The 19,739-nt window shown below is 37.4% G+C and carries 33 protein-coding genes and 1 tRNA gene; 15 read left to right on the forward strand and 19 right to left on the reverse strand.

The genetic code is table 11. The features are described from left to right. The first annotated feature begins 25 nt into the window (after positions 1 to 25). The 8 genes from ACLCDV_RS08065 (at position 26) to ACLCDV_RS08100 (ending at position 6,789) form a co-directional block, all read left to right on the forward strand. Positions 26 to 3,439: a LamG-like jellyroll fold domain-containing protein gene (locus ACLCDV_RS08065; protein ID WP_411973381.1), complete on the forward strand. Its 3,414-nt coding sequence runs from the start codon at positions 26 to 28 to the stop codon at positions 3,437 to 3,439. Positions 3,440 to 3,486: 47 nt separating this feature from the next. Further along, on the forward strand, positions 3,487 to 4,128 hold the full coding sequence (locus tag ACLCDV_RS08070; protein ID WP_411973382.1) for a glycoside hydrolase family 19 protein: 642 nt from the start codon (positions 3,487 to 3,489) through the stop codon (positions 4,126 to 4,128). After that, the gene (locus tag ACLCDV_RS08075; protein ID WP_411973383.1) at positions 4,128 to 4,448 is read left to right on the forward strand and encodes a hypothetical protein; all 321 of its coding nucleotides are present in this window, start codon (positions 4,128 to 4,130) and stop codon (positions 4,446 to 4,448) included. Before ACLCDV_RS08070 ends, ACLCDV_RS08075 begins: the two co-directional genes overlap by 1 nt. Beyond that, the gene (locus ACLCDV_RS08080; protein ID WP_411973384.1) at positions 4,445 to 4,606 is read left to right on the forward strand and encodes a hypothetical protein; all 162 of its coding nucleotides are present in this window, start codon (positions 4,445 to 4,447) and stop codon (positions 4,604 to 4,606) included. Before ACLCDV_RS08075 ends, ACLCDV_RS08080 begins: the two co-directional genes overlap by 4 nt. A gap of 2 nt (positions 4,607 to 4,608) precedes the next feature. Beyond that, positions 4,609 to 5,121, forward strand: coding sequence for a hypothetical protein (locus tag ACLCDV_RS08085; RefSeq protein WP_411973385.1), 513 nt, complete (start codon positions 4,609 to 4,611; stop codon positions 5,119 to 5,121). Positions 5,122 to 5,180: 59 nt separating this feature from the next. Then, positions 5,181 to 5,513, forward strand: coding sequence for a hypothetical protein (locus ACLCDV_RS08090; protein ID WP_411973386.1), 333 nt, complete (start codon positions 5,181 to 5,183; stop codon positions 5,511 to 5,513). Beyond that, entirely contained in the window at positions 5,503 to 6,189 is a 687-nt protein-coding gene (locus tag ACLCDV_RS08095; protein WP_411973387.1) for a hypothetical protein, read from the forward strand. Before ACLCDV_RS08090 ends, ACLCDV_RS08095 begins: the two co-directional genes overlap by 11 nt. A 363-nt stretch (positions 6,190 to 6,552) precedes the next feature. Then, on the forward strand, positions 6,553 to 6,789 hold the full coding sequence (locus ACLCDV_RS08100) for a hypothetical protein (RefSeq protein WP_343566342.1): 237 nt from the start codon (positions 6,553 to 6,555) through the stop codon (positions 6,787 to 6,789). 359 nt (positions 6,790 to 7,148) lie between these two features. Here ACLCDV_RS08100 and ACLCDV_RS08105 read toward each other — a convergent pair whose 3' ends face one another. Continuing rightward, the gene (locus tag ACLCDV_RS08105) at positions 7,149 to 7,373 is read right to left on the reverse strand and encodes a hypothetical protein (protein ID WP_411973388.1); all 225 of its coding nucleotides are present in this window, start codon (positions 7,371 to 7,373) and stop codon (positions 7,149 to 7,151) included. Further along, on the reverse strand, positions 7,360 to 7,827 hold the full coding sequence (locus ACLCDV_RS08110; protein WP_411973389.1) for a hypothetical protein: 468 nt from the start codon (positions 7,825 to 7,827) through the stop codon (positions 7,360 to 7,362). The genes ACLCDV_RS08105 and ACLCDV_RS08110 overlap by 14 nt, the downstream gene beginning before the upstream one ends. Positions 7,828 to 7,928: 101 nt before the next feature. Between ACLCDV_RS08110 and ACLCDV_RS08115 the strand changes: the two genes are divergently transcribed. From ACLCDV_RS08115 to ACLCDV_RS08125, 3 genes are read left to right on the forward strand one after another with little or no spacing between them, the layout of a single operon-like run. Next, positions 7,929 to 8,093, forward strand: a complete 165-nt coding sequence (locus ACLCDV_RS08115) for a hypothetical protein (RefSeq protein ID WP_411973390.1) — start codon at positions 7,929 to 7,931, stop codon at positions 8,091 to 8,093. Then, positions 8,068 to 8,337: a hypothetical protein gene (locus tag ACLCDV_RS08120; protein WP_411973391.1), complete on the forward strand. Its 270-nt coding sequence runs from the start codon at positions 8,068 to 8,070 to the stop codon at positions 8,335 to 8,337. Before ACLCDV_RS08115 ends, ACLCDV_RS08120 begins: the two co-directional genes overlap by 26 nt. A gap of 3 nt (positions 8,338 to 8,340) precedes the next feature. Next, on the forward strand, positions 8,341 to 8,763 hold the full coding sequence (locus ACLCDV_RS08125) for a hypothetical protein (protein ID WP_411973392.1): 423 nt from the start codon (positions 8,341 to 8,343) through the stop codon (positions 8,761 to 8,763). 371 nt (positions 8,764 to 9,134) lie between these two features. Here the strand turns inward: ACLCDV_RS08125 and ACLCDV_RS08130 are convergent, their stop codons facing one another. Then, positions 9,135 to 9,494 carry an HNH endonuclease gene (locus ACLCDV_RS08130; RefSeq protein ID WP_411973393.1) on the reverse strand — a complete coding sequence of 120 codons (360 nt, stop codon included), beginning with the start codon at positions 9,492 to 9,494 and terminating at the stop codon, positions 9,135 to 9,137. A gap of 63 nt (positions 9,495 to 9,557) precedes the next feature. Between ACLCDV_RS08130 and ACLCDV_RS08135 the strand changes: the two genes are divergently transcribed. Next, positions 9,558 to 9,641: transfer RNA gene (locus ACLCDV_RS08135), tRNA-Gly, on the forward strand. Positions 9,642 to 9,643: 2 nt separating this feature from the next. On the opposite strand, the gene ACLCDV_RS08140 is transcribed toward ACLCDV_RS08135, so the two are convergent. The 13 genes from ACLCDV_RS08140 to ACLCDV_RS08200 form a co-directional block, all read right to left on the reverse strand. Continuing rightward, positions 9,644 to 9,841, reverse strand: coding sequence for a hypothetical protein (locus tag ACLCDV_RS08140; RefSeq protein ID WP_411973394.1), 198 nt, complete (start codon positions 9,839 to 9,841; stop codon positions 9,644 to 9,646). A gap of 4 nt (positions 9,842 to 9,845) precedes the next feature. After that, positions 9,846 to 10,058 (reverse strand): hypothetical protein, encoded by a 213-nt coding sequence (locus ACLCDV_RS08145; RefSeq protein ID WP_411973395.1) that lies wholly within the window; start codon positions 10,056 to 10,058, stop codon positions 9,846 to 9,848. A 164-nt stretch (positions 10,059 to 10,222) separates the two neighbouring features. Then, complete coding sequence (locus tag ACLCDV_RS08150; RefSeq protein ID WP_411973396.1) at positions 10,223 to 10,579, reverse strand: hypothetical protein; 357 nt, start codon at positions 10,577 to 10,579, stop codon at positions 10,223 to 10,225. A gap of 203 nt (positions 10,580 to 10,782) precedes the next feature. After that, positions 10,783 to 10,989, reverse strand: a complete 207-nt coding sequence (locus tag ACLCDV_RS08155) for a hypothetical protein (protein ID WP_411973397.1) — start codon at positions 10,987 to 10,989, stop codon at positions 10,783 to 10,785. Continuing rightward, entirely contained in the window at positions 10,986 to 11,285 is a 300-nt protein-coding gene (locus ACLCDV_RS08160) for a hypothetical protein (protein WP_411973398.1), read from the reverse strand. Before ACLCDV_RS08160 ends, ACLCDV_RS08155 begins: the two co-directional genes overlap by 4 nt. A gap of 157 nt (positions 11,286 to 11,442) precedes the next feature. Further along, positions 11,443 to 11,628 carry a hypothetical protein gene (locus tag ACLCDV_RS08165; RefSeq protein ID WP_411973399.1) on the reverse strand — a complete coding sequence of 62 codons (186 nt, stop codon included), beginning with the start codon at positions 11,626 to 11,628 and terminating at the stop codon, positions 11,443 to 11,445. After that, positions 11,621 to 11,788 (reverse strand): hypothetical protein, encoded by a 168-nt coding sequence (locus ACLCDV_RS08170; RefSeq protein ID WP_411973400.1) that lies wholly within the window; start codon positions 11,786 to 11,788, stop codon positions 11,621 to 11,623. Before ACLCDV_RS08170 ends, ACLCDV_RS08165 begins: the two co-directional genes overlap by 8 nt. Beyond that, a complete protein-coding gene (locus ACLCDV_RS08175; RefSeq protein ID WP_411973401.1) occupies positions 11,781 to 12,206 on the reverse strand; it encodes a YopX family protein in 426 nt (141 codons plus the stop codon). Before ACLCDV_RS08175 ends, ACLCDV_RS08170 begins: the two co-directional genes overlap by 8 nt. Then, positions 12,199 to 12,714, reverse strand: coding sequence for a hypothetical protein (locus ACLCDV_RS08180; protein ID WP_411973402.1), 516 nt, complete (start codon positions 12,712 to 12,714; stop codon positions 12,199 to 12,201). Before ACLCDV_RS08180 ends, ACLCDV_RS08175 begins: the two co-directional genes overlap by 8 nt. A gap of 4 nt (positions 12,715 to 12,718) precedes the next feature. After that, entirely contained in the window at positions 12,719 to 13,366 is a 648-nt protein-coding gene (locus ACLCDV_RS08185; RefSeq protein ID WP_411973403.1) for a hypothetical protein, read from the reverse strand. A gap of 8 nt (positions 13,367 to 13,374) precedes the next feature. Continuing rightward, positions 13,375 to 13,596 carry a hypothetical protein gene (locus ACLCDV_RS08190; protein ID WP_411973404.1) on the reverse strand — a complete coding sequence of 74 codons (222 nt, stop codon included), beginning with the start codon at positions 13,594 to 13,596 and terminating at the stop codon, positions 13,375 to 13,377. Between the two features lie 3 nt (positions 13,597 to 13,599). Next, positions 13,600 to 13,938, reverse strand: a complete 339-nt coding sequence (locus ACLCDV_RS08195; RefSeq protein ID WP_411973405.1) for a hypothetical protein — start codon at positions 13,936 to 13,938, stop codon at positions 13,600 to 13,602. Further along, positions 13,913 to 14,218, reverse strand: coding sequence for a hypothetical protein (locus ACLCDV_RS08200; RefSeq protein ID WP_411973406.1), 306 nt, complete (start codon positions 14,216 to 14,218; stop codon positions 13,913 to 13,915). Before ACLCDV_RS08200 ends, ACLCDV_RS08195 begins: the two co-directional genes overlap by 26 nt. Before the next feature lie 346 nt (positions 14,219 to 14,564). Between ACLCDV_RS08200 and ACLCDV_RS08205 the strand changes: the two genes are divergently transcribed. After that, positions 14,565 to 15,611: a hypothetical protein gene (locus ACLCDV_RS08205; RefSeq protein ID WP_411973407.1), complete on the forward strand. Its 1,047-nt coding sequence runs from the start codon at positions 14,565 to 14,567 to the stop codon at positions 15,609 to 15,611. 69 nt (positions 15,612 to 15,680) lie between these two features. Here the strand turns inward: ACLCDV_RS08205 and ACLCDV_RS08210 are convergent, their stop codons facing one another. Further along, the gene (locus ACLCDV_RS08210) at positions 15,681 to 16,307 is read right to left on the reverse strand and encodes a hypothetical protein (protein WP_411973408.1); all 627 of its coding nucleotides are present in this window, start codon (positions 16,305 to 16,307) and stop codon (positions 15,681 to 15,683) included. 183 nt (positions 16,308 to 16,490) lie between these two features. Here ACLCDV_RS08210 and ACLCDV_RS08215 point away from each other — a divergent pair, with 183 nt between their 5' ends. Together ACLCDV_RS08215 and ACLCDV_RS08220 are read left to right on the forward strand one after the other, a co-directional pair. Next, positions 16,491 to 16,805, forward strand: coding sequence for a YbaB/EbfC family nucleoid-associated protein (locus ACLCDV_RS08215; protein ID WP_046671896.1), 315 nt, complete (start codon positions 16,491 to 16,493; stop codon positions 16,803 to 16,805). A 10-nt stretch (positions 16,806 to 16,815) separates the two neighbouring features. Next, complete coding sequence (locus tag ACLCDV_RS08220) at positions 16,816 to 17,499, forward strand: metal-dependent hydrolase (protein WP_411973409.1); 684 nt, start codon at positions 16,816 to 16,818, stop codon at positions 17,497 to 17,499. An 80-nt stretch (positions 17,500 to 17,579) separates the two neighbouring features. Here the strand turns inward: ACLCDV_RS08220 and ACLCDV_RS08225 are convergent, their stop codons facing one another. Continuing rightward, positions 17,580 to 18,398 carry a UDP-2,3-diacylglucosamine diphosphatase gene (locus tag ACLCDV_RS08225; RefSeq protein ID WP_046671898.1) on the reverse strand — a complete coding sequence of 273 codons (819 nt, stop codon included), beginning with the start codon at positions 18,396 to 18,398 and terminating at the stop codon, positions 17,580 to 17,582. 424 nt (positions 18,399 to 18,822) lie between these two features. Beyond that, a complete protein-coding gene (locus ACLCDV_RS08230; protein WP_046671899.1) occupies positions 18,823 to 19,686 on the reverse strand; it encodes an N-acetylglucosamine kinase in 864 nt (287 codons plus the stop codon). Positions 19,687 to 19,739: the final 53 nt, after the last annotated feature.

The raw sequence follows: 19,739 nt of genomic DNA on the forward strand, positions 1-19,739 counted from the left end.
TAATGAGCAACTAAATAATATAGAGATGGCAGAAGAAGAAGGAAAAGCAGTCCTTTGGCCAGATGGGGCCGAAAAGGTAGAAGACCCAACCACCGTTGAATTTTTGATGTGCGGAAATAAGTCTAAGCCTATTATGAAGTTTGAGCTTGATCGGCTCAACGAACTTGTTGAAGTAAATGGAGAATCTATGCCGGCAATCCAAGGCGGAGCTACTTCTGCCGCTGCAGTTGCTCTGCCAGCAGGGCCAACCGGGCAGAACCGATGGTTTGATGCTTCATGGGGTTATTGGAAATATAATAACGTCGTACTGAAGAATCCACTGGGTACAGATGGAATTCCCCAGGGAAACGATGGTACCCTTTATTGGAACGGCACAACGGAAACTTGGAGCATTAGTAAGGTGCAATTATTGCCAAGTAACCCGTTGTCAAATATTGTTAACCAAGATACAGATAAGGCAACCACACCAAAAGCTGTTTTTCAGTACTCCGTTGGTAAGACAGCAGTAAAGGATGTTATTAAGTTAGCAGATTATTTAGCGGTAATTTTTTTCAATGGATATTATCAGGCTTCAGGGGCCAAAGTTGATTCCGCTTCTTATCTATCAATTGAAATGGGCAATGTTAGTGAAGGGGACATATACAATTTGTCAGGATATATGCGACGTGATACGACAGGGGCCTCTGGAATAAGAATACAATTACATACAGCGTCAACAAAAACAGACATTGATTTAAAAGGTACGGATACATATAGGCTGGTAGTACCAGCTGGATATATTAAAATGACAGTCATCGTAGCCTACAATTATGACGGCAACCAAAATGTCGATAATTACAGGAATACCTTTAAAATTGTTAAAGGCGATGTGCTGGAAACAAAATTATTAACACCAGAAATAGATTCAAAAATTGCTGATATCGAAGAGGAATTGCCTTTAAAGATCAGTAAATCAGATATTGAGGACGTTATTGTATTTCCTGATAATCTTGTATTAACACTTTTCAACGGATATTACAATACTTCCGGTTCTGCGGTGAATTCTCTGTCTTACTTATCTTTTCAATACACAAACGTTAATAGCGGAGATGTCTTGAATTTATCAGGATATATGAGGCGCGATACTTCTCTTTCATCGGGTATTAAAGTACAGTTACGCGATTCAGCCAATGTTATTGTTTCCGACATTGATTTAAAAGGAACAAATAAATATAGACTGGTTGTACCGAACGGTGTGGCAAAAGTTAATGGAGTTATAGCCTACAATTATGACGGCAACCAAAATGTCGATAATTACAGGAATACCTTTAAAATTGTTAAAGGCGATGTGCTGGAAACTGAGGTGATATTGCCAACACAAAACACGGCTGCACAGAACTATCATTTGTATGATACTAATACTCGAAAGTTAACGCGTGAAAACCAGCAGTTACAATCTACTGTAAAATCACTAAGAAAAATCAAAGGATCTACAGCAGGAGAACTGCCTATAACCATACAAAATAGACTCGGGATCGATGTAAATGATGCCGTTGCAATTGTGCACCTGCACTGGAAGGCACAAACAGCTCCAGCAAAGTTGACGAATGATTATTTTATGAATCAGCTATGTCAAAAAGACTTTTCCGATATAAGATTCATTGATGAAAATGGGGCGCTTTTGGATATACATAAGGAATCCTACGGAAATTATGAGATAATTGCAGACAATAGAATTAAGTGGCAGATGTGTGCTTCTGCCGACGCAATTTTCGGTTCTGATCCCACTGGCGGGTTATTTATGAGTACAGACAACCTGGCTACCTGGGTAAATATTTCATTGGACGGTGTAGTCAGTGGCTGTAACCGACTTGGTGATATTTTGTATTATAAAAATAATAATGTCTACAAGCGCAAAAAGTCAGAAAATTTTGCTATTGAAAGACTTGTTCTCCAAGGAAACGAAGCGGTAGAGGGTGAGAAGTTATTCAATCCGGTGACATTTGCTATGGACGACCTTAACAATTTATACATAGCGCCATATCAAGGCCTTTGGGATGGTAGGGTTTACAAATCCACAGATGATGGAGAAACGTTTGTAACTGTTCATCAAAATTTGAAACAACATTGCCATTCTTTAGCCGTCGATAGATCAGTTATTCCAAACGCTATTTATGCAAATTTTGACGGTGATGCTTATAACCATGGTCTGCCAACATCTGCTGGAACCTTCGTTACCTATGATCGGGGAGCAACATGGAACGAATTAGTATTTAATACTTTTTCGCCTGATTACGGCGTAGTTTGGTCGGCCAATGGAAAGACTCTTGGCGGTGGTGAATCACAATTAAAACCTACTCCTATGTTGTTCAAAAGGGAGAACAACAAAATTACCACAATTTTAGACGAACAATCTAATATAAGTGGAATGAGGGAACTTAACGGTAATCTTTACTTACCAGTTCTGACTGTAGATCAATACAAATACTCGAAGATTTTTAGGTCAGCTGATAAGGGGGAAACCTGGAGCGTTGTAATGGATACAGGTTATAGGAATGTAGATTCTTTGGCTGGATCTTGGCGTTATGGAATGCAAACTTCTTTAACACCTGTCGGTGACACTAAACAGTTAATGCTTCAATACTCATCATCAAGGGGGGCCAACTATCCAGCAATAAGAATCTACGAGGGTGGCGACCACTATCAAGCGATGTTTTATGTGAAAATAGGATTTCTTCCAGCTGCGGGTAAAACAATAAAAGTAGGATATGGATATTTAGCAGAAGACGTTTCAGCTGAAGTTTTTACAGATCAAAAACTAACATCAGAAGCTTACAGAATTTATCTTAATGAATTGGGGGACTATATTGCGGACAGTGAGAACAACACGTATAAATTAAACAACTCAAAATGGGATTGGAGCAAAAGTGTTGTAAGATTTGGCAAGACTTATCCTCATAAATTGCCTATGGAGAATAATGGAGCAGTAATCCTAAGTAACCCAATTCAGTTACCTGATCTTTCCCGTATAAAGAAAACGAAAGGATTTTCTTTCTCTTTTTGGGTCAGGACTACTGGGGCAACAGGCGAAATGGCAATTTTGGCAAACGATTATATATCATTTACATTTTCCCAAAATGCCAGGATAAATGCTAAATATAACAATTCAACAGTTTTGTTAAACAATGTCATTAAATGGCATCAGACACAACAATACGCGATGATGGTAGTAACCATAAGCGATGCTTCAACGCCAGTTATGACATGTTACACAAATACATATAAAACGATGGATCGAACTGTTGAGTTAACTGGTTATGCATCTCCTTCTAATGCAGGTAAATGGATTTTAGGAGGTAGTAATGACTTTTATATGAGTGATTTTAGATTTTTTGATAAAGAACTAACTCACAATGAAGTGATACAAATATTTGAAGGCGGAAGGGTAGCAAATTTTTAAATCATGCAAGTAAAATACAGTTTATTATACAGCAACGACGGGACGAGATGACAGCTAAAGAGAGAATAAAGGAATTACAGAAATCCGTCGGTGCGAGTGCCGACGGTATTATCGGTCGAGAGACATTGACAAAGTTTGCAGCCACATTCGGTAGAACTCGTGTGCAGACAATTCACTTCTTCGCCAATATCCACCATGAAAGCGGAGGATTTACAATCGTTCGCGAGAATATGAATTATACCGCTCCACGCATCATGGAAATATTCGGGATCGGAAGGCATTCGGCAAAAGTCACCGTTGCAGAAGCGGGACGATTGGCTGGCAATCCTTGGGATTTGGCAGAACGTATTTATGGCTTTGGTAATCCGAAAAAAGCTAAAGAGCTTGGAAATACTCGCCCAGGCGACGGTTGGAAATACCGAGGTGGGGGCGCTCTGCAATGTACCGGAGGATTCGATTACAAACGCTATGGTGGTCAGGAATTATACGACAATCCCGATTTGATAGGAGAATCAGCATACTACTTTACTACAGCTTTAAAGGAGTTTGACGCGAAGAATATTTGGGCTAAAGCAAAGGATCTATCACAAGCGAGTATTCGTGCAGTATGCCTTGCTGTGAATGGAGGATATAACGGCCTTGACGACCGTCGGGCTAAGATTAATTATTATGCTAGTTTGTGGAAATAATGGCAGAGGAAAAGAAAGAGCAACAACAACAACCAACATTTTTACAGATTGTCCGGCATCCAGTAACCTATGCACTAGTGGTGGTGGTTTCAGTTTTTTGGACGGTATTGTATTATGTGACTGATCGGGGAGATAGTCAAAATGATAAAATGATTGAAATGCAAGACCGCCTTTACAAACAAATGATTGAAGAAGTTCGCAAGCAAGTTACTCCTGCAGTGGATAAAGTAAACCAAGCAGCAACGAAAGTGGATAGTGCTGCAGTTAAGGTAGATAGCGTGGCCCAGCAGCAAAAAGATAAAAAAGGAGGTGTCAAATGAAATGGTTCATTTTAATACTAATGATAGGGGCTACGTATTCCGATGCACGGCCGAAGGTTGAGGTAAAAACGAATATTGCCGAGCCGCTTGAAGAACTTGTCCCGAAACTGGATAGTTTGGCCGGAAAGCTCACGGATCTATCAAACAAAATGCAATAGACATGAGGATATTTCTTATAACAATAGTCTGCATCCTGTTATCGGGGTGCGGGCTTTTCCGAAAGACGACTAAAGTTAACAAACAGTTAGACGCGGTATCGGTTTCCAGTGACGTAAAGGTTTCGACGGAAACCACTTCAGGTAAAGTTGATAAGTCCAAAGAGACGTTGAATACCTCGTCCAGTAGTGACGATAAAGTGAAGGTCTATCCAACACCAGGAACGGATGTAAAAATTGATCCTGATGGCTCTGTTACCTTCAAGGCAGACAGCATTGTTTCATTTACCAAACGGAAGACTGATCAGGCTCGTGAAATATTGAAGGATATAAAGGAAAACCTTCATCAGAATTTTGGAGCGTCAGCGAAGAAAGATAGCACTAATAAAAAGCAGTGGGAAACAAAAGACGTTGATAGGCGGCCAAGCGCTACCGGTATACTTTCTAATTGGATAGGGTGGGCAGTAGGTTTGCTTATTTTGATTTGCGGATTAATTTGGTTTTTAAGGAGTAAGTAAAAATTATGTATTTTCATTTAAATAGGCTAATTTTGATGCTCGAAATTATAGCCAGTTTTATGGATAATAAAAAAACTAAACCTTTAAAAGTCACCGAAATACAACAAAAGGCGTTCGATGTTTATTCCTATTATTGGAAAGAAATATGGTCGACTGTGGTTTTTCTCGTTGGTTTAGGAGCTTGGGTTACTTCATTTATAAGTAGCGCTTCAGGGGATGAACTAAACAAGATAAGATCAGAATATGATGTTAAAATGGACTCAGTTATTTCTAGGGAGAAAAGGACTTGCCAGGAAACCATGAACAACCTTACAAAATTTATGGTATCTATAAATCCTAATGTAAAGTCGACAATTGACTCATCAACAAACAGAAAGAAAAATGAAAACTAGAATAATAATATTTATCCTTACTGTCATCTCAATAGTTTCGTTGGTAACTAATGGATTTCTTAGCAGAAGTATATCGGACATACAGAAGGAGGTTTACATTAGAGATTCCCTTATTAAAGTTAAAACAGAACGAGAATTAAAAAGTAAAGAAGAAACAAATGAGCTTTTGAAATCACTGAGTTCGTTGTTTGAAAATACTTCTCTGACCGAAGACGGAAAGTTTGACGTGAATAGTTTTATTAAAATGCATCAAGGCCTCAAAGACTCTATTAAGATCCTAAATAATAGGTTAGATTTAATAAAACAATATTATGGTATTTATGCGATTACTCGAATAAAATCAACCGACGAAAAACAAACGATTACCGAAACAGTAATTAAAGGAGGTGAAACAGTTGATTCTGCACTATTACTGCTACCTCGTTTTAGAGATCGTTTGGTGAAAATCAATAAAAGTACTTGGACTATAGACAGAGCTGGTAAAGAATTTAAATCAGTTACCGAACAATATAAGAAGGATATTGATGATTATAACGATTTGAATAAAAAATATAATGAATTGGCAACAAAGTACAATTCAGATGTAAAAAAATATAGGAATATTTTGAGGAAAATAGCTGATAAAGGGCTGATTAAAATTGATACCCTGTTGGATGGATATGAATACCATTATTAAAACAAATTATTAGACTAGTTGTTATTAAAGTCTCCATTAAAGGTAAAATACATTTCATTTGTTAAGGTCGAGCCTGGTAACTCGACCTTTTTTTATTTTATTAAAACCAAATGTTATGCGATATTGTATAATAAGTACTTTTCAAAGTAGGTAGTATTTAACAAACCTTGAGATCCCTCCCAGACTCAAGGTTTTTTTATTTAACAAAACTATACTAAATAATATTTGTTATTTAAGTCCTCCATTTATCAATATTAGGTAACGTGTTAAGGCCGAGTATTCATGTTCTCGGCCTTTTTTTTGTATAAAACTAAACCATTTCATTTTGAAAGTAGTTCAATAATAAACCAAAGTATAAATATTATGGCACTTACAACAGGAAATGAAGACAAAGTAACTAAAGAAGTTGAACAGCAAACTTCCAAAATTCCCTCGATTTTATTCTTAGCAGCTTCACTTGCGGCAATGGGAATTTCAGCAGCATTAAAATGTTGCAACAAAAAAGATGATAATACAGCTTTGTTCGTCGGTCAATGGGCGGCACCGTTTTTATTATTAGGAATTTACAATAAGATCGTTAAGACTGAAGGACACGATTAATAGATTTTATTTTTTATGGTTGATTTAAAGGTTGGTCTTATGATCAGCCTTTTTTAGTTTTTTATCAAACTAAAGCGCTATTGATATTGTACTACATGTACTTTTCATAAAAAAAATAGGTTAATAATGGCTAAAGCCTTGGGTTCCCCACTCAAGGCTTTTTTTTATTTTTTTCAAACCAATATATTTTAGCATTTGTACATTTATTGACAATCGATTCAATTTAGGAAGTTTCGTTTCGGTTGATTTTAATTGTATGGTCAGGTTTAAGGCCTGGCCATTTTTCAAATGTATATTCCGGTCCTAAATGGATCTGTCTATAATTTAGTTAAGGGGCTAATCGAAAGATTAGTCCTTTTTTATTGTGTAGGGATCTCACCCGATTTGATCAATTCAATAATTATATCCGCTTCATCTTTGGTGAGCCAAGAATTGTTGTTAAAATGGACGCGCCAGCCCTCAGTGGTGTAAGATATACTAGTTACAAACCTTCTATTGATGTACACATGAAAATAGCCGCCCATAAGTGGACAAACCTCCAAAACCTGTGGCTCACCATCGACCTCAAAATTATCGAATATCATCCTTTATCCACTTTAGATCGCCCCGTTGGATCATACCTATATACTTTTGAACGTGATCGTCAGTTAATAGGCTATTATCTTCAATATGATAATCGAAAGCCTTTGAATACTTATCATAATCGATGCTGCCAACATAGGAGTTGTTTAGGTAGATATGCCAAAGGCTATATTTTTTCGCGCGAACTTCGACTACTTGGCGTTTACCTTGGTGATAAAATAACTCAGGTACATCATTGTCGTAACGTAATATTAGAGCATCAATGCAAGCTTCCCTGATGTCATCGGCAAGTTCACCGTACGCTAATTCCCAAAACCCTTGAGACTTCCTGAAAACATAAAAAGCAAGTCCATTTTTGTTGTAAAGATGATAATCTTTCATGCCCATTGTCTTATCGTGTATGCTCATTTGGACATACATAACACGATTGCGGCAATAGACTTCAAGAGGTTTCATGAAACAAAATTACTAACATTTTTAGTAAATAAACAAATCTAATTGTACATTTGTTAAGTATGAAACTAAGTAATAAACCTCCGATTGGATATGTTGATCACATGAAAAAGTCAGCTTTATTGGCTGCTGATGGCGTTGGAATTGAAGCAGGAATACGTATACTTGAAGAAGGATTAAAAGATTGGCCAGGAGAGTTTGACAAAGCGGTTAGATGGGTCGTTCTTGAAAGGAAGAAACTAAATGAGATTCGAAAAAGTAACCCATAGCGTATTAAAGGAGCTGCAGCGAAAGGGATTTAATGTCCTTATTGCGCCATCAGATTGTGAGGACAATAGTAATGTCACATGGAAGGCTATCGCGGTACCTAATGTTATGGATTGGTTGGTAGCTTTAGATTGTGAGGGAATTACGGCAGTACCATTTAAGGAGCCTAATATTTTGGTAATCCAAGATGCATTGAGCAACATTCGTGAAGAAGACCTAAACGGAAGTGTATTTATAGAACGATAGATTATGAAAACATTACAACAATACTATAATAAAGTAGGAGAATACGGCCGAAAGCTTTATTTAAGAAATGAAGCAATCCGCACAGGAAAATGGGATATGTACGAAGCATTTTTAAATGTTGAATTTCCAGACGTTGCTAGTTATGAACTACAAGCCGCACGTGACCTTGCAGGCCGAATTAAGAAGATGTTTAAGGAAGAGTTTCGCGAATGGATCACTAAGAATCGGGTCAATATGATAACTTCCGACCTGTATGTGTTGGATGAGGGTACAATATTGCGAGGTTCAGTAGTGCCTTCTGGAGATTTGGCTGTAATACTTGGGGATGGATTGGAGGATATTATCGAATGTAATGTTTCGCCGATGGAGGTGCTGAATTTGACCGATCATGAAATTTATTGGGTAGATCCGGTGGTGAAATCATAAAATATGATGTGTCAACGTACCCCCCCAAAAAATCACTTTGTTTTATTTCCGATATTTGCCATTATGATTAAAAATAACTACTTAGAAGAACTTGACGACATTAAATTTTTCGTCAAGAACGATGCTGTCACAGGGGGAGACCTGTACGACGCATTTAGCAATTACCAAAAACTTGTTTTATCTATTTGGCCTAATGATATGCCAGATAATGGTAATTGGAGAAAAGAAATGTCTTTTGTACTTTCTAAAATTGAGAGTAAAAAACATCTTAAATCAATTGAAAAGAGTGTAGATCTAAGATCTTTTCGAGATGATGCATTGGACGTGATACACCATGTTAATACAAATTTTCTAATGTATTCTCTTAAAGTCTAACCAACCTCCTCAAAGTAAAACCTAACCTCCACCTGATTTTCCTGGATTAATCCATAACGCTTTGCAAACTTGTATTGTGTACTGTCTCTATTGAGTGAACGGATAAAACCGCCAATGACCTTACGGAAGCCTTCCAGACTCAAAGAGCCTTTTATCGTATTGCAGGACATACAGGCAGGAGTTAGGTTTTCAAAACAATCTCGCTCAGGGTACTGGCATCCACCGTTAACCCAATCGCGAACTAACGGTGCAATGTGATCCGCGGCCCATCTTTGGCCTAACTCGCATCCGCAATAAGCGCAGCGCCCCGAATACTTTAGTCGGAGCGCTTCTCTTTGTTGTTTGGTGAGTTTCAAATATTTTTTGTAATTAATCAGGTAAATAATATATTTGCAGTACAAGAAATTGTAATTATATCCAGGGATGGTGTAACTGGTAGCCACGCCTATTTGCCAAATAGGTGCCCTCTGGGGGGCATGGGGGTTCGAATCCCCCTCTCTTTTTATTATCCCACATCCCTCCGTAATCCAAGATCTTTTGCAGGAACTCCACTAATGAACGTCAATTTAACAGTAGAAGCAATACATTTAAAAGTGATAGTTCTCTTACTTCTTTTTATGATAGTGGCTTTTCTATCGGTGCCTAAACCGTTGTAGATAATTTTATCACCTACTTTTAATTCGTTTTCAAATAATTCTTTCATATCCTTAAAATTTAACGGTCCTATCTGCTTCTTCAGGGCTGACACCATCCATTGTAAGAGCGTGGTATTCGGAGTATTTGCCAAGAAGCTTTTTTAGGTCTTTAATATATTGCTCATTTTCTTTTTGATGTTGTTTCATAGCTTGTATGATAGCATTTTCATCGACACTATTATCAGTGTCGAAATATTGCCTTAAAATCGTTTTTGCTGTCTTCATTTTATTTATTCTTTACCACCCTAGACTATACTAGGGTGGGAGGTTAACGATGGCAATAACAATTGCATGTTTCAGAGTGGCAGTTACCGGTATTGCATCCGCAATCGTCTCCACCTTCATAAGCACTCATTTTTACGATAGTCAACTGTTGACCTGTGTACTTTTTAAACTTTTTCATATTGTTCTGTTGTTAGAATTTGTTCAACTTCTGTATTAAAAAATGGCAAAACCAATTGATTAGGATTATTAGGCAATGGTTTGTTAGGATTATCCCGGTCGTCAGGATCTCCGTTGTTGTCCCAATCCCATTTTACCCATGCGGTGCAAATTGGCCTGTCGTTTTCATCGTATGTCCATTCATTGGGATATTCCTCATCGGTGACATTATGGAGGAGTGTTCGGAATAAAATACCACATTGTTTCTTACCTGTTGGATCGGGATCACAGTTTATGCAATTCATACAATAGGTATCTGTGAAGATCATTCCTTCTGTTCCATTACTAGGCCTGTACTTTTTCATTTTTCTTTCTCCTTTCTAAACTTCCAAGTTCAAGGCAAACCACCGAATTATTACGAGAATGGCTAGACCGAAAAGTCATCACTTGATCAATGGTCTTTCTCAAAGCATCCGCACTCACACACTCTATCGACGCTGCTTCTTCCAATGTGAGGATATCGCCTATTATTAATTCGATTAGTTCGCCTATTTCCTGGGGTGTCATTTTAAAATAGTGTTAGTTGTGGGCGTGGCTTGTTGTAAGGGATGACGGTAACATCTAAGTTGGTTTTACTATCATAGTACTTGCCAAGCTTAATATAAATCCCTAGTTCCTTTTCAACTGATTCGTATGCAGCTACTTTATCCGATATGGATTTAGCAGACATTATTCTTTCAGCCTGTTCGTCGGTTATGGTTACTTTTCTACTCATGCCTTTTTAATTTTACCAAGACTTACAGGAATATTAGAATCTTGTGTGATCAATTCTTTTATCTTATCTTTTGTAAATTGATGATCATAGTTTTCGAAATAGTAATGCTTCTCAAATGATAGATTCGCATTTTTCAAAGATTCCTTTCCAACTAGAATAGCATACTTAGTTGCAACTTCGTCAATTATGTTAGTCAAAAGGATTGTCGACGCAGCAACAGTATTTAAAACATCACTCCAATCATCAAAACCTTTACGCTTTGCCCACTTTTCCCTAAATTCCTTTATAGTTACCATAAGAAAAATCCTCCGTAAATTGACCAAGCGATAACTAGTATCGCACCATAAAAAAAACCAGATAGATCAAGACCGAATTCAGATTCTTTGAATATTCTTATTATTAAAATAATGCTGATGACTATCATCAACAATAAATGCCATGTTAGTTGTATTGTCATTTTATTTCTTTGATTTTTAGATGAGGATTGACCACTTGCATAAGGCTTGCTTTATCCACAGCATCACCATAATATTTCTCGCTAGCCACTGGATCGAATACATTATTTTCAATATATCCGATATGATAAGTATAGCTGTCGATCTGTTTTACAGCAATACAATCTTCGATATTGTTATCCATTTCCTTTGCTCTCCTTTCCTTCGAAATTCACAGTATTGAACCAGGAGCAAATGATATTTGCATCTCTAAATGAGTCGATAGGATAGCCTATAAACTTTCTATTGTCAATATCCCAAACACCGTAATCGCAAACCCATGATTGAACTATATACCTATCCATTGATCACCTCTCTTTCTTCGTGTATGTTGCCTAGAATCTTTGGAATGAAAACTATATTTGTTGAGTTAATAGGATTCAATCGGTGCGTATATGGACCATATTCATCGCCTTCATGAGAAATAGCAATGAATCCATCACCTTTGTACACTACATTATACTTTCCCTCTCTTCTCCCGAAAGTGACAACATCATGTTCGAATATTTCCTTTTTATCTATATCATAAACACCAGTAAACTGACCTACTGTTTCGGGTAAAACTTCGTGTCTCAACCAATCGTGCTCGTTATACAATTGAAGTATTACAATTTTATTTGCATTTGTATGAGGTTGAAGCCAACCTATAGCCCATCCTTTACCATCTACCCGAAGGCCACGGAACTTTATTTGCCGTACTGGCGCTTTCTTTTCGTTATTCACCTGAAACCTCCTTTCTTGCTTTTAGGACTTCTTCAACAACACTACTTACTGCCAAAGCCATTTTAGATTTGAATACAGCATCTTGTTTAAGTTCATTTGATACTTTATCGAACAATCCGTCATTGTTGGAAATAATGGAACGGCTTACCTTATGGGCAAATGCAGAAACAATGCTTTTTTCGAACTCTTCTCGCTGGATGACCTCGTTGAAAGAATTGCTAATTAATTGCCTAAGTGTTTTAGAGTGTTCATCTACAACCGATGAAACTAACTTAGTCAATGGGCTGTTGTAAGAAGAAAGGACAGACTTAATACTTTCATTCATGGCCAATTGGACGGTTGAAAGAATGTCAGCTTCTAAATTAACAGGGGAATGTTTCTTTTCTACTTTACCGTTAATAGCGGTAATTAGTTCAGTCATATCGTTTCTGAACATTCGGTTTTCCTCTCTTAAATCTGATACAGTTTTTAAGAGTTGATCTATTGTTTGTTGCTCTTTAGCAGTCATTGTTTTAAGATTTAACTGGATGGTTTCTACTATAATCACGGTCTTTCATTTCCCAATTGTAGTTCAATAAGTAGTTATGGGAATTTCCTTTGAGATTGTACTTCTCTTTACTAAATGACACTTTAACAAAATGCCTTAATACAGCATCTTTTGAATGATTGTAATCACAACGGTGAATGACTGTTTCGTCAAGCCTATAAATGCTGTTTGGTTTGCATTTAAGTGGTTCAGACTTGTAGAATAATTTATTCATCTGCTCAATGCTTTCTCTGTGATCTTGGATCAGTTCAAAATTTCCTGTCACATATTCTGTAGGTATGCAATCGCACCAAATGTAATTTATGTCTTCACTCATAAACCCATCGCAATGCCACCCCATTCGATTGAGATTTTCACCACTTTTTGTGTAAAGACATTTAGCTGTAAGGTAGATGTAGTGTTCATCATACATTGACAATGATCCTTCACATATATTATGAAAAAAGTCATTACAACATTCTACGAGAATATCCACTAAAGGTTTCAATTGATCAGGTAAAGTAAAATCAATTAAGTCACCTTTCATTTTTAGAGGCAGATACTGATAGAAATACATTTGATCGTTATCGACAACAACATCTGTTGCTATTTCGATTGGTTCACTTCCGTACATTTTCATGGTTATAGGTTTTGAAGTTCTTCTCTTACCAAAGCCCAGTATTGAGCGCGGAACTCAGCAACAGGGGCTAATGCTTTAATAATCTCGTTTACGGCTATGAGTGAATTTTTTTCTGCATCCTTTCGGGCATGTGTTAATCCTAATAATTCAGCATTGTAGGTGCTATAAAATGAATCAACAAGTTCCTTTGCTTGCTTTTTGGCTTTTTCCTTTTCTCTTTTCATAGCCTACACCTCCTCACAAACTTCCTCACGCTCCGGCGCGATGTCATAAACCCCAGTTGCTACTTCCAAAGTGTCTACATTCAGCCCCGACAATACGCGGGATATCTCCACCGAACGACCGAACAGCAACAAGCCACTGGCCAAGGCAATCGCATTCCCAACTCCTGGCAACTGTTTGATCGCCCCGTCAACCTCAAGAAATACTTCATTAAATTCAACCACGTGCATGGACATGCCGTGTCCTAAATAGATAGACCATAATGGAAGGCCCTTGTCTCCCCATGTTCCATTGGGATCGAATCCCAATGATGACAGATTACTCTCTGTGAAATTTGGTTTCATTTTCGTTAAGCTTTAGCGCCCTTAATTGCTCGCGATACCAATCACGAGCAAAATCCGGCAAGTCCAAGCGCTTAACCTCTTTGTAGTCGTTGGAAAATTCATATTCACTCCATCCGCAGCTGATCAATCTTTGGACGACCTTGATAAATCCCTCAGGATCTTTCTTGGCAATCTCAGCAACAACCAGCTTTCCTCCAATCTCCAACTTCCTCAGTTTGGTAAGCACTAACAATTCTAAATCAGTGTCAAGTAATCCAGAATTAGCAACATAACGTGACATAACCAAAATGATAACAATGCAAATATAAAAACATATTACAACATAACAATAGTGTTATTAAAAAAAGTTTATTTTATTTAGGATATTTGGTAGTAGGGCAGGGCACTTCTGTCAAGTTTTGTAGAAAGATTTACAAATAATTTACAACGAAGTGTATTCAATCTTGTTATAATGTTTGTGTACAGTAACTTAACGGCATTATATCAGAATTAAATATTAAATTTGGGTAGCAAAAAAGTGAAGGTAAATCCAAATATTTCTAAATCAAAGGATTGAGTTTTCCACTTTTCGGTCGGTTGAAGGTATAAGTATTATAAATGATTAATTGGTGATTTCAAATAGAACTATGGGTACTAAAGAGGAAATTTTTAATAAGATAGGCGATTTATTACAGGATTTAAATGGACAGTATCTAAGCTTGTCAGAGCAGGGGAGTTTGTCCGAAATTAACGAATTAGTAACACTGGAAGCGAAAGCACAGGCTGTGGCAGCATACATAACTTTACTCAAGACCAAGGCTGTTCTTCAGGAAGGTCAATCGCAGCATGCTTTAAGTACTGCAGCCTTGGACAGTAAGAAGATTGCTTTCAACGATTATTTTACCCCACCTTCGACCATTCGAACATCAGCGCAGCAAGTTGTTGCTGAACAGCCTCAAAAAGAGGTTCAAGACGCGCAACCAGTTGAAGATTTCAGCCGTGGAAATGAAGAAGCGATCGTGGAGGAAAAAGAAACCCCATTTGTCTTTGAAAGTGAACCTGTAAAATCGGAAGAGCCAGAAACTCCATTTGTTTCTGAAAGTGAACCTATACAATCGGAAGAGTCTAGTCCTGAAGTTGTTGAATCTGTCGTTGCTCCAGTTGCTTCAATTCCCCCTGTTTTTGCAGCTGCCCCAGTGGAGGAATTAGCTTATCCGACAGAAAAGGAAGCTACTACGCAATTCGAAGAACCGACTGTCTTTGTTACAGAAGTAATCGAAGAACCAAAAGAAATCGTTATTGAACAGCCGCAAGAAGTTTTTATTCAAGAGGAAATCAATACGGTCATTGAGGAAGCTCCGGCTAGACCATTGACCTTAAATGAAATTATCTCTCAACAGAAACAAGCCGGCGTGCAGAATCGTGTTTATCAGGTGAATCAATCCGGCAATAGCGATAAGCTCACAGATATTAAAGCAGGGATAAGCTTAAATGACAAACTCTTATTTATTAAGGATTTGTTTAATGGGTATAGTTTAGCGTATAGTGAGGCTGTCGAATTATTGAACAGGTTTACAAGCTACGCGGAAGCGGATGCATTTTTGCAGACAAATTATGCGATTAAAAATAAATGGGCCGAGAAGCCACATACCGTTGAAAAATTATACGACGTCCTACGGAGAAGATATAACTAGAATTATAAAACATAAAAAACAGCTCTCGTTCTACCGGAGCTGTTTTTTTATGGCTATATTTTTGGTTCTTTAGCTTAGTTGAAATTGTAACCAATCGTTTCCTTCATGACCATATACAAAATATTTTGGCTGAAGAATTTCGGCTAAGGATTCGAGTTCGCTCAAATAATTGTATCCGGGAATCTGTGCAAATTGTTCACTGGTCATAATAAAGACCTGATCGAGTTCGATAGCTTTGGATGAAGCGATAGCTGCCGTATTCAACAATTGCGGGATTTGGATAAATGTCTGTTCCCCATGGCCGATGACAATGATTTTATCGGCTTCATTTTCTGTCGTAACCGGAATACCACCTGCAATTTTTATGGCTTCCTGCAGATAGGCCGAACGGTTTATTTCAAGGGGCTGTATTTGGTCGAGCACCAATACTTTGGGTCTGTCTGTAGCTGAAATAAACTTAAGTTTATGGATTAGAATACTTGTTTCGTCTTCAATTTTTTCAACCAGTTCAACTGTTTTATCGATGGCATCGAGAGCAGTCCCGATACGTTTGACATAGGAAATCATATCATCGATGTCGACAAGTTGTGGGCGATCTGAAACTAATGTGTCGTAGGTTTCAGCTGGAATAGCTGCCGGATTTAGGTCCAACTGGTCCAAAATGTGGGCGACTAGTTTTTCTTGATTGCTTTGCATGTTGCAAAAATACAAAACCTTCCTGACTTCGCGGACACCAAGCGCAATGAAAGCGAACTGAAGGTTCTTTCTGGTCAATAAGATCAGACACTTTCAGAAAAAGGGAAGCATTGGCGAAAGTAAATTAGCAATAGTAGGTATGCGCAGATTTTTGTAAATTGGCCTGAAATAAATGATATAAATATGTTTGACAAATTATTTCAAGCCCAGCAAAAGGCGGAGGAAATCAAGAAAAGATTGGATTCAATTTCTGTGTCTGGTGAAGTGGAAGGTGGTTTAATCCGTGTGGTAGCGACAGCAAACAAAGAGATAAAAGAGGTTACCATCGATCCTGTATTTTTATCAAACGCAGATAAGGAAGAATTGGAGGAGTTACTTGTGGTTGCTCTGAATAAGGCAATTGCTCAAGCTGAGAATATCAGCCAGGCAGAAATGCAGGCAGCAAGCAAGGATATGTTGGGTGGACTAGGAGGACTAGGCGGATTATTTAATCAATAGCGATATTATCATGAAAGCAACTTATTACGGACAATCATGTGTGGAGTTTGATTTTGACGGAACGAAGGTTCTTTTAGATCCATTTGTTACCTATAATCCACTTGCAAAAGAAATCGATGTAAATACAATTAAACCGGATTATATCTTTTTAAGTCATGGACATCAGGACCATGTGGCAGATATGGCGACGATTCAAAAAAACAGCAGTGCCACTGTTTTAGCGATTGTTGAAACGGCAGGCTGGGTGAGAAGACAGGGGGTACCTGATGATAAAGTTATCGAGTTTAACTTGGGCGGAACGGTTCAACTACCTTTTGGTTCGGTAAAGATGGTATATGCCGCACATACCAATAGTACACCTGATGGTCAATACGGTGGGTTTCCTGTCGGTTTTGTCTTTACTGTAAAAGGCAAGCGAATTTATTTTGCTGGAGACACTGCATTAACCATGGAAATGAAATTGCTGGCAGACATGAAGCTGGATTGGGCATTTTTGCCTATTGGTGGGCATTATACAATGGATGTGGATGATGCAATTAAAGCCGCTGAATTTGTGAATTGTGCTCGGGTAGTTGGTATCCATTACGATTCATTTCCGCCAATAACGATCGATAAACAACAAGCTTTGGATAAATTCCAAAATGAGGATATTTCATTGTCATTGCCGGAAATCGGTTCAACATTTGAGTTATAAACCATACAACAAAAAGCCGAGCTAGCTCGGCTTTTTGTTGTATGGTTTTCCTGATTTTATGCAGATCTGCGTTGTGTTCATTAAGATATGACAATCTTTTTAAGATCTTCCAGGCTGAAAAGAGGGATATCGATGATTTTATTCTTCAGGATTTGTTCTTTGTTTTCTTCAAAATAGAACAGCTTCCATTCTCCATTTTTATATTCTAAACTACTGAGGTTTTCAATCCAGTCCCCTGAGTTCATATAGGTACAGGTTCCTTTTCGTGTTATAACTTCTTTGATTTGAGGTTGATGGATGTGTCCACAGATAACGAAATCATAATTTTTTTCAATCGCTAGTTCAGTAGCTGTATGTTCAAAATCCGATATATACTTGACGGCTTTTTTAACAGAGTTTTTGATCTTTTTAGAAAGAGAATATTTCTCCTTACCCATTTTATCCAGGCAGTAATTAATGATATTATTGAGCTGTATAAGTTTGTCATAGCCCCATCCACCCAGCTTGGCCAACCATTTAGAATGATGAATGGATGCGTCGAAAACGTCTCCATGAAAGATCCATACTTTTTGATTATTGAGTGAGAGAAGGAGTTTATTGCTCAGCTTGATATTACCTAATTTTAGATCGGTAAATTTGCGCAGCATTTCATCGTGGTTGCCCGTGATGTAATGCACTTCTGTGCCCGAAGAGCTCATGTCAATGATTTTTTTGATGACTTTGAGATGTTCCTGTGGGAAATAACTTTTTTTAAATTGCCAAATGTCTACGATGTCTCCATTGAGTATCAGTATTTTGGGAGATACGGACTCTAGGTAAAGTAAAAGCTCTTTAGCTCTACTACCGTAGGTACCTAGGTGTAAATCTGAGATTACAAGTATATCAAGGCTTCTTTTCATTTGCAATAAATTTGTTTATTCATCTATGTCTACAAAGATGTCTCAACCTTTGTTGATTTTGTTGTTTGTCCCGCTGTTGAGGACTATAGTTCACCTTTGACGGATTTGCCTGAAATGAATCGATCATGAGCGGTCTGTTTTACCGTTTTTTGTATTATTGCATGCCACGATTTTTCATTCAATAAATCTGTTATCTTCTTTTACAAAAAAAGGATACTTTTATTTTGTACCGATGAAATTCCTGTTATTAAATCATTAAAATGTCTTGTAAAACGGTATGAATTAGTTTATTGGAAATTAATATTGGCAAGGGATTTTCATGGAGGAGACGACCACAAGGTCAAGAGCGTGGGGGAAAAGCTACAAAAAAAGGTATCCAATTTTATTGAATACCTTTCATTATGTTAAAGATTATTTTTCTTTTTTATTTGGCAGTTGCTGCCGCTCTATCGATGTGGAATTGTACTAAATCGTCGATAGGAGAACGTAAGATCTTGCCTACTTTCATTCCATATTGCTCAGCTTTTTCAGCCAAAACATTTCTGAAATTATAACCTACCGAACCAATACAGTTGAAAGTATAGCTTTGATAATTAGGGTATTTGCTAACAAGGTTTCTGAAAAATGCTTCAAAAGCTTCATCAACGATATTACGTGTATATTCGATATTTACGTTGTTGTCATAGACAAATTTGCTAAAGCTAGCACAAAAACGATTTGGCATAGGTTTGGTATAAACCGCGTCCATAATTTCGTCTTTTGTCATTTTATACGTGTTATAGAATACTTCTTTAACATCTTTAGGCATCAAATTACGAACATAGTCTGCCAATAATTTTTTACCAATATAACTACCAGAACCTTCATCACCTAAAATGTAAGCACCTGAGTCGATGTTTAATGTGATTTCTTTGCCATCATAGAGACAAGAGTTTGTTCCTGTTCCTAAGATCGCAGCAAATCCGGCTTGAGTTCCTAATAATGCTCTTGCTGCTGCAAGAAGATCGTGTCCTACTTCAACTTCAGCTGTAGTAAATACTTGTTTTAAGGCATCAACTACAATTTGTGCCTTTTCCTTGTTATGAACACCTGCACCATAATAGTTTACTTCTGAGATTTTTTCAAAAGGTAAATCTTGCGGTAGTCCTTTTTTTAGGGAGTTTACAATGTATTCACTATCAACAAAATAAGGGTTATATCCTTCTGTGTTGAAGTAGATTTTTTTATTCGAATCGTCTAACAAACACCAGTTTGTTTTTGTTGATCCCCCGTCAGCAATGATTATCATTATTGAGTAGTTTTAATTGTGTTTATCGTTATAAAATGAGTAATCAATTCATT

Source organism: Sphingobacterium sp. Lzh-3 (genome assembly GCF_046764375.1).
GTDB lineage: Bacteria > Bacteroidota > Bacteroidia > Sphingobacteriales > Sphingobacteriaceae > Sphingobacterium.